At 28.6% G+C, this 12,749-nt stretch carries 14 protein-coding genes; 1 reads left to right on the top strand and 13 read right to left on the bottom strand.

Annotated elements, in window-relative coordinates; all coding sequences use genetic code 11:
• Positions 1-6: 6 nt before the first annotated feature.
• The 12 genes from mshL to AVBRAN12654_RS06145 form a co-directional block, all read right to left on the bottom strand.
• Positions 7-1,659, bottom strand: coding sequence for a pilus (MSHA type) biogenesis protein MshL (mshL, locus tag AVBRAN12654_RS06200; RefSeq protein WP_214120103.1), 1,653 nt, complete (start codon positions 1,657-1,659; stop codon positions 7-9).
• Complete coding sequence (locus AVBRAN12654_RS06195; RefSeq protein ID WP_214115749.1) at positions 1,637-2,005, bottom strand: hypothetical protein; 369 nt, start codon at positions 2,003-2,005, stop codon at positions 1,637-1,639. The genes mshL and AVBRAN12654_RS06195 overlap by 23 nt, the downstream gene beginning before the upstream one ends.
• Positions 2,005-2,700 (bottom strand): hypothetical protein, encoded by a 696-nt coding sequence (locus AVBRAN12654_RS06190; protein WP_214115750.1) that lies wholly within the window; start codon positions 2,698-2,700, stop codon positions 2,005-2,007. The genes AVBRAN12654_RS06195 and AVBRAN12654_RS06190 overlap by 1 nt, the downstream gene beginning before the upstream one ends.
• Complete coding sequence (locus AVBRAN12654_RS06185; protein ID WP_336614144.1) at positions 2,697-4,385, bottom strand: hypothetical protein; 1,689 nt, start codon at positions 4,383-4,385, stop codon at positions 2,697-2,699. Before AVBRAN12654_RS06185 ends, AVBRAN12654_RS06190 begins: the two co-directional genes overlap by 4 nt.
• A gap of 18 nt (positions 4,386-4,403) precedes the next feature.
• Positions 4,404-5,273 carry a GTPase Era gene (gene era / locus AVBRAN12654_RS06180; RefSeq protein ID WP_214115752.1) on the bottom strand — a complete coding sequence of 290 codons (870 nt, stop codon included), beginning with the start codon at positions 5,271-5,273 and terminating at the stop codon, positions 4,404-4,406.
• Positions 5,270-6,589 (bottom strand): HslU--HslV peptidase ATPase subunit, encoded by a 1,320-nt coding sequence (gene hslU, locus AVBRAN12654_RS06175; RefSeq protein WP_214150108.1) that lies wholly within the window; start codon positions 6,587-6,589, stop codon positions 5,270-5,272. The genes era and hslU overlap by 4 nt, the downstream gene beginning before the upstream one ends.
• Before the next feature lie 2 nt (positions 6,590-6,591).
• On the bottom strand, positions 6,592-7,128 hold the full coding sequence (gene hslV / locus AVBRAN12654_RS06170; RefSeq protein ID WP_214115754.1) for an ATP-dependent protease subunit HslV: 537 nt from the start codon (positions 7,126-7,128) through the stop codon (positions 6,592-6,594).
• Complete coding sequence (rplI, locus tag AVBRAN12654_RS06165; protein ID WP_239803488.1) at positions 7,128-7,571, bottom strand: 50S ribosomal protein L9; 444 nt, start codon at positions 7,569-7,571, stop codon at positions 7,128-7,130. Before rplI ends, hslV begins: the two co-directional genes overlap by 1 nt.
• 99 nt (positions 7,572-7,670) lie before the next feature.
• Positions 7,671-8,387, bottom strand: coding sequence for a tetratricopeptide repeat protein (locus tag AVBRAN12654_RS06160; RefSeq protein WP_336614143.1), 717 nt, complete (start codon positions 8,385-8,387; stop codon positions 7,671-7,673).
• A 2-nt stretch (positions 8,388-8,389) separates the two neighbouring features.
• Positions 8,390-8,872 (bottom strand): DUF3972 domain-containing protein, encoded by a 483-nt coding sequence (locus tag AVBRAN12654_RS06155; RefSeq protein ID WP_214115757.1) that lies wholly within the window; start codon positions 8,870-8,872, stop codon positions 8,390-8,392.
• Between the two features lie 8 nt (positions 8,873-8,880).
• A complete protein-coding gene (locus AVBRAN12654_RS06150; protein ID WP_336609574.1) occupies positions 8,881-10,128 on the bottom strand; it encodes a peptidase U32 family protein in 1,248 nt (415 codons plus the stop codon).
• Entirely contained in the window at positions 10,128-10,844 is a 717-nt protein-coding gene (locus tag AVBRAN12654_RS06145) for a chemotaxis protein (RefSeq protein ID WP_214115759.1), read from the bottom strand. The genes AVBRAN12654_RS06150 and AVBRAN12654_RS06145 overlap by 1 nt, the downstream gene beginning before the upstream one ends.
• An 83-nt stretch (positions 10,845-10,927) precedes the next feature.
• Between AVBRAN12654_RS06145 and glnA the strand changes: the two genes are divergently transcribed.
• Positions 10,928-12,358 (top strand): type I glutamate--ammonia ligase, encoded by a 1,431-nt coding sequence (gene glnA / locus AVBRAN12654_RS06140; protein WP_214115760.1) that lies wholly within the window; start codon positions 10,928-10,930, stop codon positions 12,356-12,358.
• Positions 12,359-12,388: 30 nt separating this feature from the next.
• Here glnA and AVBRAN12654_RS06135 read toward each other — a convergent pair whose 3' ends face one another.
• Positions 12,389-12,736, bottom strand: coding sequence for a cupin domain-containing protein (locus AVBRAN12654_RS06135; protein WP_336614142.1), 348 nt, complete (start codon positions 12,734-12,736; stop codon positions 12,389-12,391).
• Positions 12,737-12,749: the final 13 nt, after the last annotated feature.

Below are 12,749 nucleotides of genomic sequence, written 5' to 3'. Positions count from 1 at the left end.
CAACCCTTATTCAACATTATTTATTGAATCAAATTCTTCTGCTTTTTCTTTAAATAAGTTTTTAGTAGCAGTAGGTTTTAAATCTTCTTTATAATCTAGTGCTAAAGAGTATCCTAAATCTTCTAAAGATTTTCTTACTTCTTCTTTATCTTTAGTAAAATCAACAACATGCGGAGTGATAACAAACACTAATTCTGTTTTGTCTTTTGATTTGTATTTAGAGCCAAATAATTTTCCTAATAAAGGAATGTCTTGTAATACCGGAATTCCATTTTTACTAAAAACTTCAGTATCAGTAATAAGACCACCTAAAACAATAGTCTCTCCATCTCTTACTTGAACAACTGTTGATAATTTCTTTTGTTTTGTATCTGGAGCAACAACCCTATAGCCATCTTTAACGTTTTTATCTTCACTATTTATTAGCTCACTAATGCTTGGATTAATTCTTAGCATAATTTTATTATCATCTGATATTTCAGGTAAGATATTTAATAAAATACCTACGAAAATTGATTTTTCTTCATCAGCATCACCCGTGCTACCACTATCTGTAGTTGTGCTACTTCCTTTTAATTTATAATTATATGTATCACCAACCGTGATTAATGCTTGTTGGTTATTTAAAGTTGCGATTTTAGGACTTGAAACAACTTTAACATCTCCACTTTCTTTAAGAAAATTTATCATACCTGTTAAATTAACACCCATATTTAAAGATATATTTTCTTTACCAAACCATTTACCATTATGAGATTTACCAACTTGCAAACCTGTATAATTTGCTGTTTTATCCCTTGGACTACCAGTACCAAGCGAAATTGTAGGCAAGTAACTTCCAATACCAGTAAATTGTAATCGGTCTCCTATAGTAGAACCAGCCGTACTAAAACCTAAATTAAATTGTGTCCAATCTATACCTGTTTTATGATATTTATTAAGGCTTACTTCAATAATTGAAACATCAATTACTACTTGTTTTTTAAGTGATTCTTGAACTTGATTTAAATAAGTTTCAATCCTATCTAAAATTTCATTACTTGAAGTAACTGTGATTAAACCCGCATTAGCATTGATTGTAGGAGGGGTAATAGGAATATTTTGACCTGAATTTTGAACTATTTCTGAAATCTCTTTGCCTATGTTTTTCCAAAAATCAAATTCTTCTTTAGTTTCAATCATATTATCACTATCTGAACTTGAACCTGAACTTGAACTTGAGCTACTGCTATCGCTACTGCTTGCTTGAGATTCAACATTTGCCTTAGTAATAGCACTACCCTTACGAACTGAAGTAATATAATCTAATTTAAATGTTTTAGTATTTAAACCTTGAATTTTTAAGATATTATTTGAAAAATCATAATCTAAACCTTGTTCAGCAATAAGCAAATCAAAAATGCCATTAATATGCATATTTTTAATACTTATTCCATCTTGTCTAGTACTCAATATTCCTTTTGAATATGAATCTTTATAAACTACACTAAAATCACATACTTTTGATAATTGATTAATTATTTCGTAAGCTGAAGTATCTTCTTTATTTACTTTAATATCAAAAGCTCTTTTTGAGCAATCTGCTGCACTTAATGAGCTAGATAGCATTAGCGCTGCACTTAAAGATATAATAGTTTTATTTAACACTGATTTGAACATTCTGATTATCCTTTAAATTAAGTTCTACATAATTAATTGAATTTGAAAGACCAACTCTTTCATTATTAATACTAACTACCCTATAACCTGCAGTAATTATTTCGTTTAAACCATACCATTTTTGATTGATTTTCACTCTTTTATCTACAATAGCATATAAAGTAAAAGTTATAACCTCGTCTGATTTGATTTTGTCCTTATAAAAAGGATCATTTGTTTTTGTAATTTCAAGATAGTCTATTGTATTTCTAACTTGAACTAATTCATTAAATTTATTGTCAAGTTCTGTTCTTGTCATAGCAAAAATTGCTTGAATACAAACTAATATACATAATACTTTTTTCATTAATATTTAATCCCCCATATTGAGATTTTAACATCAGCTTGAATGTCATTTGTATAAACTTTGTTATTTTCGCCACCATTATTATCATTATTAGGATTATCTGTAGGCTCAATTTTATATAGTTTAAGCATATTTACATCTACAACATCAATTGATTTTTCTAAGCTATTTACAAAATGTAAAATATTTTGGAATTTACCAGTTAAAGAAAATTGAACATTAAAAACTTCTTCTACTTTTTGACTTACCAAATCATTTACACTACTTCTTACATCACCTAAAACTACTTGATATTTTTTAGATAATTCATTAATTTTAGCCATAAACTCAGACCAATTTTTTTGATTATATAATAATTTTGACGCTTCTTTTAATTTGTCATCAAAATACATATTCTCATCACTGATTTCTTTTCTTGCTTTTTCTTCGCTAATGATATCTTGTGTTAATTTTTGTATTCTTGAATTTTGCTTTTCTCTTTCAATAAAATCATCAAGTCTTCTTAACTCTTCTTTAGCTTTATTTAATAATTCTGTTTGTTCTGCCACATACTGCTCTGAACTCTCATATGTATAATCATAGATTAAATAACCAAATAAAAATACACACATAAATATACTCATATAGAATATATTAGTATTAGGCTGCTTTTCGTAATAATTATCTATTTTATCAAAAATACTACCTTGTTTCATCTTAAAACCTTTATTACAATATTACTTTCATGCTCTTTATCTTTATCATCAAGATTTAATATCTTAATCAATACATCTCTTGATTCAATACTATAAGTATCATCAGCACCTATTTCTTTTAAGAATGAAGTTATACCTGTTGCAGTTCCTTTTAAATTAACATTTATAATATCATTATCAAAAGACATACTTGTTACTTTAATATTGCTTTGATTTAAGATACTAGCCATTTTTGTAGCTGCACTAGCTTTTGATAGATAATTAACTTTTTTATCATAAATATTATCTAAAAGTGTATATCTAAATTCTAAAGTTCTTCTAGCTTCATTTACTTCAGCTGATAAACTAGATAATCTACTTTCAAGATTTTTAATTTCATTATCAATTCTTGTATATTCTGTTTGTTTAGCAGGAATTTTTTCACTAGTATCTCTTTCTTCTACTTCAATAAATTTACCATTTATGTAATTATATATAGGATAAATACTAGCCAATACAATAACAGCTAAAATTGATAAAATTAACTTCCCAGAATATCTCTTTGCAAAAGGTGGTGGTCTTAAGAATGTAGATATGTTAAATACATCATTTGGCATTTTTAATTGTTCATTAGCTCTTAACAAGCTTAATAAAACAAATGGATTAATCCTTAATTCTCCGCCTTCTTTTTCAGGAGTAGTTGTAAATTCAGAAGGTGTATTAACCTCAACGGTAAAATTTCTAATATTTTTAAATAAATCATATTTAATTTTATGGATATTAACAAATTCTGCTACTTCAAGACTATTAATTCCGATTTCAACTTTATTATTAAGCATAGTTTCAAGTATAATATCATCATCAAGACACCTAAAGCAAGAAAACAATACTTCAACTTTTTTTAAGAAATTTTGACTTAACCCAATATCAGTTCCTACAAATACTTTTGTAATAGTAACATTATCTAATTGAGCACCTCTTAATATTAAAGATAAATTGTTAATTAAGAATTTAAAAGACTCGCTTAAAACCTTATTAAGTGAAACTCTTTTTGCATCGTCTACATGGTCAAAACCATATTTTGATAATTCATTTAAAAACATATGTTCAGGAATTCTCTCTCCTAAATCATGAGAAAAACTACCATGTAACATATCTATGCTAAGTTTATTAATAATCTTATAGTTTATTAATTCTCCATCTTTATACACGGTAAGTGTTGTATATGTTTTATGAAAATATATAAATACTTGAACTCCATCACTTTCTATAAGTTTGCTTGTATAATAATTTTGATACATCAATGGTTCAATATCTATATAATCAATATACTGAAGCTTATTAGCTACATCTTTAAATTCTGTTTCAATTTTTTCATTTTCTACTACAAATACATTATATACTGTATTAATTCCCATACTAGCATTAGAAATACTATAAGATATCTTATAATCCTTGTCTATATCTAATTCTAATACTTCATAAGTTTTGTTTGTAATTATACTGATTTCATCCTCATCTGTATCGTTTGGAACCTCAACAGAAGCATACTTTACATTTTCACCTGGCATATAGCCAATATTGTAAGCAGAATTGCTTTTTTCCTTAACGGTAATTTCACTAAGGACATTATCAGCAAGTTTATAGAGTTTTTTTGTACTTGAATCAAAAGCGACCAATTCTCTTTTTTTCGCTGTTTTCGCCATTTAAATACCTTTTATTTTTTATTGTTTTAAGCCTACTTTTTTTAAAAAGTTCTCATTATCGTACCATTTTTTTTGAACTTTTGCAACCAACTTTAAGTTAATTTTTAATAAAAAAACTTCAGCAATTCTTTTCCTAGCAACTATTCCAATACGCTTAATTGTATTAGCATTTCGACCGATTAGCATTGCTTTATGATTTTCTGAATCTGTAATAATATCGGCATAAATAGTTAAAAAATTATCTTTTTCTATAATTTTATTAATTAACACTTCACAACAATATGGCAATTCATCACTAAGATTTTGATAAATGCTTTCTATTATTAATTCTTTAATAACATCTTTAGTTGTTTTATCAGTGCTAAATTCTGGGTCAAAAAAATATGGGTGTTCTGGTAAATACTTTACCATCTCATCTAATAATTTATTTTTATAGAATTTATTTTTTGATGAATAAGGAATGATATTAGGAACAATATCTAATTTATTAAATTCTTCTAATTTATCTAACAATTTTTTAGGTTCAACCAAATCAACTTTGTTTATAACTACAATATGCTCAACCTTTGGCTTTAAATCTAAAAATTTTTTATATTCATCTAAACTATCAAAAATACTCATAACGAATACAATCAAATCACACTCATCTAAGCTCTTTTTAGCAGCTTCTATTAATAGTTGATTGAAATTCTTATTGCTTTCGTGTAGGCCTGGAGTATCTATTAATATTATTTGATTTTCATCGTGCATTATTACCACATTCATTTTTCTTCTTGTGGCATTTTCTTTATGTGATACTAGGCAAATATTTTCGCCTAGTAAAGAATTAATCATTGTGCTTTTACCGGCATTTGTTCTGCCGATTACACTTACAAAACCGCTTTTCATAAAATATATCTTGCTATATCTTGATTTTCTATAATAGAGCCTAATTTATCATCAACTAATTTTGTATCTATTACACAATCTTTATCTTTGTATTTATCACACTCATAAGAAATATCTTCTACTAATTTTTCAATAACAGTATGTAAGCGTCTAGCACCTATATCTTCCATACTTTCATTTGCTTGTGCTGCTATTTTTGCAATTTTTTTAATAGCATCATCTTCAAACACTAAATTAACTCCTTCAGTTTCTAAAAGGGCTTTATATTGTTTTAAAAGTGAGTTTTTAGGTCTTGTTAAAATCTCATATAATTCATCAGCACCCAAGCTATCAAGCTCAACTCTTAGTGGAAATCTACCTTGTAATTCAGGGATTAAATCACTTGGCTTACTTAAATGAAATGCACCTGCTGCAATAAATAATATATGATCAGTTTTTACATTACCTAATTTAGTATTTACTACACTACCTTCTACGATAGGTAACAAATCTCTTTGAACTCCTTCTTTGCTAGGGTCTTGTCTACTTGAATTACCCGAACTTACCGCAACTTTATCTATCTCGTCAATAAAGATTATTCCTTCATTTTGAACTCTTTTTAAGGCTTCATCTTTAATGCTTTCATTATCTAAAACACTATCTGTTAATTCAGTTTCTAAAACTTTTCTAGCGTCTTTAATTTTTAACTCTTTTTTCACTTTTTTATCAGCAATACCAATTACTTTTACCATCTCTTGCATACTTGCAAGTTCTGGTGGTAGATTTGGATTTGTCTCAAGTGAGCGTTGGGTTACATAAATTTCTATAACCTTATCTTCAAATTCTTTATTTCTTAAACGCTCTTTCATCTTTTCTAAGCTAGTTTCATACTCTGCTTGTTTTTCTTCACTAACACCTTTTGGCAATGGCGGTAATAATTTTTCTAAAATTTTATTTTCTATTAGTTCAGCTAATCTTGATTTGTTTTTTTCTAAATGTTCATTTTTTACTAAAGTTAAAGCCGCATTAGCTAAATCTCTTACCATACTTTCTACATCACGACCAACAAAACCAACTTCAGTATATTTACTAGCTTCTACTTTAATAAAAGGTAAGCCCATTAATTTAGCAATTCTTCTTGCAATTTCTGTTTTACCCACACCTGTGCTTCCTATCATTAAAATATTTTTAGGAACAACATCATCTTGCATACTTTCTTCAAGCTTTAATCTTCTATATCTATTTCTTAAAGCAATAGCAATTACCTTTTTAGCCTTTTCTTGACCTATTACATATTCATCTAAAAATTCAACAATTTCTTTAGGTAACATCTGCATTCTTAATCCCTTAATTCATAAGTAGTTATATTTGTGTTTGTATAAATACAAATCTCTCCTGCAATTTTAAGACTTTCTTTAACTAAAGTTAATTCATCTAAATTCGCATGATTATGCAATGCTCTTGCAGCACTAAGTGCGTATGCTCCACCACTTCCAATAGCACAAATGCACTCATCTTGTGGCACAACTACATCGCCTGTCCCGCTTAATAAAAAGATTTGTTTTCTGTTTAAAACTATCATCATAGCTTCAAGTTTTCTTAAGTATTTATCTTTTCTCCACTCTTTTGAAAACTCAATAACAGCTCTTTCTAAATCTCCTTTTTTACTCTCAAGCATTTTTTCAAACATATCAAATAAAGTAAAAGCATCAGCAGTGCTTCCTGCAAAACCTGCTAATACTTTTCCTTCATAAAGCTTTCTAAGTTTTACTGCATTACCCTTTAAAACCGTATTTCCAAAAGTAACTTGCCCGTCACCACCAATTACTGAAGCGTCTTTTCCTTTATAAGCTAAAATCGTAGTAGCGTGAAACATTAAGCACCTTTTACCACTACTATAAATTCAGCAACAATGCCATGACCTAATTTTGCACTCACTTTATACTCACCTTCTGCTTTAATAGCATAATCTTGAATACTTTTTTTATCAAGTTCAAGGTTAAATTGCTCTTTAATAGCGTGTGAAATTTCATCTTTTGTAACTCCACCAAATAATGCTCCATTAGCACCTAATTGTTTTTTAATAATAACTTTTTTATCAGCTAAACTATCTTTTAATTTATTCATTAATTCAAGCTCATATCTGTCTTGCTCTTCTTTTTTCTTTAAATCACTTGCGTGTTTTCTAAGCACTTCTGTGCTAGCAACTTTTGCAAAACCTTTACCAATTAAGAAATTTTGACCATAACCATCTTTTACTTCCTTAACTTCTCCGGCTTTACCTAAGCCTTTTACATCTTTAATTAATAAAACTTTCATAATTTCTCCTTTTTGTAATATTATTGATTGTAATAAAAAAAAGTATATTTTACGCAAATTATTATGTGGAATTTAAATCTATAATGAATGATTTAAATTCTAATACTTTATTTGATTAAGTATGTCGTAATTATAACAACCCATCTGCTCGCCTAAATCACAAGCTTTTTTACTTAATTTAAGCGCTTTATCATAGTCTTCTTTTACACCTTCACCATTAAAATAAGCAAGAGCTAAATTATTGCAAGCCATAGGATATTCTCCATCACAAGCTTTTTCATATAATTTAATTGCTTTATTGTAATCTTGTTCTACGCCTTTTCCTTCGCTATACGAGACGCCAGCATTATAACAAGCATTAAAAACTTCTCCATCACAAGCTTTTTCATACAACTTGATTGATTTACTATAATCTTGCTTTACACCTTGTCCAATATAATAAGAATTACCTAAATTATAACACGCTTCAAAAATATCTGCATTACAAGCTTTTTCATATAAGTTATTTGCTTTTTTGTCATCTTGTTTTATACTTTTTCCATTTTTATATATCCAACCTAAACCAAAACAAGCACCAAACTCATTTGCATCACAAGCTTTTTTAAATAGCTTAATTACTTTTGAATAATCTTGCTTTACATATTTTTCTTGACTATAAATATAACCTAAAAAACTGCAAGACTTAAAATTATCTTTAGCACATTCTTTTTCCCAAATTTTAGCAGCTTTTTCGTATTCTTTATTTTTATAATACTCTAAACCTTGATTAGCAAAACAAAACACGCTAATAAATACAAATAATAAGATTTTTCTCATTTTTATTCTTTAATATCTTTTTGATAATTTTCTACAGCTTTATTCCACATCAGTTTATATTTGCGTTTAAGATATTCAATTTCTTCTCTAGCTAATTCTAATTCTTTATTTAGCGTATCTATTACTTTTCTATCTTCATCATAAAGCTCTTGCATAGAATAAAGTGCTTCTTTTAAAAAGGCATTTTCACCCCTTAAAACTTCTAAAGTTTCATCTTTTGCATCTAAGACTTTCTCGTGAAGATTAAGAATAGTTCCGATAGTTTTTTCTATAAAATTACCTGCAGGGGTATTTGCAATATCTTGAACTTCTATGTTTTTATCTTTTACAGGAACGATTGCAAAAGTCCCCGCATTTGCTTCTATTAAAAGCTTTTCATTTTCATATTTGTGTTTTAATGAACCACTTTTAATCATAGCCATTACAACTTCTTCATTCAAATGAACTAATTTGCAAAATTCACTAAGTTCAAGATATGTTTGCATAAAAACTCCTATGCTCTTAAAAAGCTAAATTCTGGCAATAAAGATGGGCTTAAAATCTCATTTATATTACCACTATGTAATTCGCCAAATTCTTTGTTATTCTCATTTATAAGCTTTTTAAATTTGCAAAAATATTTATCATCACGCTTATAAATTTCGCCTATTTCATTATTTACTAATTCAATACTTGCATTTAATGGAGCAAATATTTCGTATTCATAATCTTTTTTAATAATTCCCTTACTAGCTATGCTTTTACCATTTTCACTAAACCCATGCACTTGCATTGTGCCTTGCATTATTGAAGTTTCGTGATTTTGAGTATCATCTTTTTCATAAGGTCTAGCCATTAAATACCCATCAGTAAATCCACGAGATTTTAAAGTATTTAACTCATCATCATATTTTTTCGCATCAAATTGATTATTTAAAGTATCAATTACAGCTTGTTTGTAAGTTCTAGTTGCACAAGCTACATAATATTCACTCTTAGTTCTTCCTTCTATTTTAAAGGCATTTATGGCATTTTTTTCCATAATTTTGTCTATATAATTAGCAAGTTTTAAATCTTTAGAATTAAAAATATGTGTTCCTAAATCATCTTCTACTATTCTAAATAAAGCATTATTTTCTGGATTTTTCGCATATAATTCATAAGGAAATCTACAATCATTAGCACATGCACCAAGATTTGAGCGTCTTCCACTCTGAACTGCTGATATTAAACACCTTCCACTATAAGCAAAACACATTGAGCCATGCACAAATGCTTCTATTTCAATATCTGCATTTTTTGCTATATCACAAGCATCTTTTAAGCCTAATTCTCTAGCAATTACAACTCTTTTTGCACCTAAATCCTTATAAACTAAAGCATCTTCATAATTTAAAATATTTGCTTGAGTGCTAACATGGATAGGAATATTAGGAGCTATTTCTTTTGCTAATCTCATAGCACCTATACTAGCGATTATTAACGCATCAGGTTTTAACTCAGCAAGTAAGGCTAAATGTCTTTTAAGACCTTCTAATTGAGCACTCACATGAAAACCATTAACAGTTGCATAAACTTGCACACCTTTGCTATGAGCATATTTTATACCTTCTGCAAAGCTAGTTTCATCAAATTCTTTAGCAGCACGAGAGCGTAAAGAAAACGATGAAAGTCCTGCATAAACAGCATCAGCACCATAATTTACAGCAATTTTTAATTTTTTTAAATTACCTGCTGGAGCAATTATTTGTGGAGTTAGCATTATTTTTTACCTAATGACGCAATTAATGCTTCAATATCATCATTTGTAACCAAATCAGCTGTGCTATCTCCTTCAATATGAACAGCACTACTAACTCTTTTTTCATCATCAATTCTGCCTTCAAACAAGCTATTCATATACTTAGATAATGCTCTCATTACATTAATTACACGCTCAATTTTTTGTCTATGAATATCTTGATATTGCATAGCATCCATTGCCATCATAGCTTCATCTTGTCCCATTGCTAAATTATCTAATGCTTCATCAATTTTTGCTAATTGTTCTTTGCATTCAGCTAAACATTCACTAAATTTATTAACATTAGGAAATTTCTCATTTAAAGTTGTAAATAACTCAACTTGATTTTGAACTGATTTTTTAAAGGTTTTTATAATCTTTTCAGCAGTTGCAAAATAATCCATCATTGTTTCAATTTTTTCAAGTAATTCAGTAGCTTTAACTTCACTATCACGAGTTACATCATCTAATTGATTTACAACTTTATGATCTTCTGTTGGTGGTGGTGGTGGCCAAGATTTCCTTGAATCTGGTCTATATGATTTATATTCTTCTTCTAAACTCAATTCTTCATCTTCTAAATCTTCAATTGCTTCACTAGGCTCTACAACTTCTTCTTTTATATCATTAACAATTTCATCTTCAAAATCATCAAGCCCACCAGCCATTAAAGCATCTAATTCTTCTTGCGTCATTATTTTTCTTCCTTAAAATAATACTTAATTAAAAAATATTAGCTAAAATCATAGCTAATCAAATCTAACTTAAGGTTAAAAAAATGGCTAAATTTGTAAATAATGTTACCGAATTCTTTGATTTTTGCATAAGCAATGAAATAAAGTTTGTAGATTTTAGATTTACTTCTCTTGATGGCACTTGGAATCATCATACATACACTATGAAAAGTGTAACAAAAGATACACTTACTAATGGAATTCCTTTTGATGCAAGCTCGTATAAAGGATGGCAACCAATTGAAAAAAGTGATATGATATTAATCCCTGATGTTACAACAACTTTTATTGACCCATTTACAAGCGACAATACCGTTATTGTAATCTGTGATATTTTTGATGTTTATAAAAATGATTTTTATGAAAAATGCCCAAGAACAATAGCAAAAAGAACTCTTAAAATGCTAGAAAGTAGTGATATTGCTGATACTGCGTATTTTGGTGCTGAAAATGAATTTTTCATCTTTGATGATATTAAAATCGTAGATACAATGAATTATGCTATGTATCAAATAGACACAGAAGAAGGTGAATGGAATGATGGTAAGCATTATGAAGACGCTTATAACACCGGTCATCGCCCAAGAAGAAAAGGTGGTTATACTCCAGTTCCTCCTGTTGATAGTATGCAAGATTTAAGAGCTGAAATGGTTCAAGTTTTAGAGCGTGTTGGTATTGAATGCTTTGTTCATCACCACGAAAACGCACAAGGTCAAGGAGAAATCGGGGTTAAGTTTAATACTTTAGTAGAAGCTGCTGATAATGTTCAAATATATAAATATGTAGTAAAAATGGTAGCTCATCTAAATGGTAAAACTGCTACATTTATGCCAAAACCACTTCATCTTGATAATGGTAGCGGAATGCACGTTCATATGAGCTTATTTAAAAATGGTAAAAACTTATTCTATGATAAAAGTGGCTATGCAGGACTTAGCAAGACTGCAATTCATTATATAGGTGGGGTTTTAAGACACGCAAGAAGTGTAACAGCATTTACAAATCCAACTACTAATTCTTATAAAAGATTAATACCAGGGTTTGAAGCTCCATCAATTCTAACTTACTCTTGTCAAAATCGTTCAGCTAGTTGTAGAGTGCCTTATGGAATTAACGAAAAAAGTGCTAGAGTTGAAATGCGTTTTCCTGATAGTTCTAGTAATGTGTATTTGGCATTTTCATCTATGCTTTTAGCAGGACTTGATGGAATTAAAAATGAGCTTACTGCAGCTGGACCTATGGATGAGAATTTATTTAAATTAAGCCTTGATGAAATTAGAGAAAAAGGAATAGAGCAATTACCACATACTCTAAGGGGTGCTTTAGAGAGCTTAATCCGTGATAATGCTTATTTAAAACCTGCATTTACTGATGTTTGCATACAAGATTATCAACATATGAAGTTTAAAAATCAAGTTTGGCCAGTAGAACAACGCCCAACTGCATACGAATTTAAAACTACATATTCTTGCTAATTATTTAGAGGTTGAAAAACCTCTAAAGTATTAATCAATTTGAACGCTTTTTACCCTACTAAAATTATCATTTTTTGCAAGACTTAGTCTAATTATACTATCTTCATTAGCGATTAAACTATGATTAATATTAGCAGCTACTTTTATACTCATCAAATCTTTTAGATTTATACTTTTATTATCAATTATAAACTCAATATCCCCTTTTAAAACCTGAACCACAATCACTCCTGGAGCTTTATGCTCTTGCATAATTTTACCTTTTGGTAAAATAATTTGGATTTCTTTGTTTGCTTCATCATCATAAATTGGAGTTATTTTTAACCCACTTGAATTGCCTTGCCATTCTTTTACTTCATAAATTACATTAAATTTCATAAAATCTCCTTTG

This window comes from Campylobacter sp. RM12654, assembly GCF_020137585.1.
In the GTDB taxonomy this organism is placed as follows: Bacteria; Campylobacterota; Campylobacteria; order Campylobacterales; family Campylobacteraceae; genus Campylobacter_E.
This window is presented reverse-complemented; position numbering and strand designations above follow the sequence as displayed.

What these genes read in the sequence shown, in the direction of transcription:
- era (WP_214115752.1), bottom strand. Translation starts at nt 5,273, where the DNA reads ATGAAAAGCGGTTTTGTAAGTGTAATCGGCAGAACAAATGCCGGTAAA.
- AVBRAN12654_RS06160 (WP_336614143.1), bottom strand. Translation starts at nt 8,387, where the DNA reads ATGAGAAAAATCTTATTATTTGTATTTATTAGCGTGTTTTGTTTTGCT.
- AVBRAN12654_RS06195 (WP_214115749.1), bottom strand. Translation starts at nt 2,005, where the DNA reads ATGAAAAAAGTATTATGTATATTAGTTTGTATTCAAGCAATTTTTGCT.
- AVBRAN12654_RS06145 (WP_214115759.1), bottom strand. Translation starts at nt 10,844, where the DNA reads ATGACGCAAGAAGAATTAGATGCTTTAATGGCTGGTGGGCTTGATGAT.
- AVBRAN12654_RS06185 (WP_336614144.1), bottom strand. Translation starts at nt 4,385, where the DNA reads ATGGCGAAAACAGCGAAAAAAAGAGAATTGGTCGCTTTTGATTCAAGT.
- AVBRAN12654_RS06155 (WP_214115757.1), bottom strand. Translation starts at nt 8,872, where the DNA reads ATGCAAACATATCTTGAACTTAGTGAATTTTGCAAATTAGTTCATTTG.
- mshL (WP_214120103.1), bottom strand. Translation starts at nt 1,659, where the DNA reads ATGTTCAAATCAGTGTTAAATAAAACTATTATATCTTTAAGTGCAGCG.
- rplI (WP_239803488.1), bottom strand. Translation starts at nt 7,571, where the DNA reads ATGAAAGTTTTATTAATTAAAGATGTAAAAGGCTTAGGTAAAGCCGGA.
- AVBRAN12654_RS06190 (WP_214115750.1), bottom strand. Translation starts at nt 2,700, where the DNA reads ATGAAACAAGGTAGTATTTTTGATAAAATAGATAATTATTACGAAAAG.
- hslU (WP_214150108.1), bottom strand. Translation starts at nt 6,589, where the DNA reads ATGCAGATGTTACCTAAAGAAATTGTTGAATTTTTAGATGAATATGTA.
- glnA (WP_214115760.1), top strand. Translation starts at nt 10,928, where the DNA reads ATGGCTAAATTTGTAAATAATGTTACCGAATTCTTTGATTTTTGCATA.
- AVBRAN12654_RS06135 (WP_336614142.1), bottom strand. Translation starts at nt 12,736, where the DNA reads ATGAAATTTAATGTAATTTATGAAGTAAAAGAATGGCAAGGCAATTCA.
- AVBRAN12654_RS06150 (WP_336609574.1), bottom strand. Translation starts at nt 10,128, where the DNA reads ATGCTAACTCCACAAATAATTGCTCCAGCAGGTAATTTAAAAAAATTA.
- hslV (WP_214115754.1), bottom strand. Translation starts at nt 7,128, where the DNA reads ATGTTTCACGCTACTACGATTTTAGCTTATAAAGGAAAAGACGCTTCA.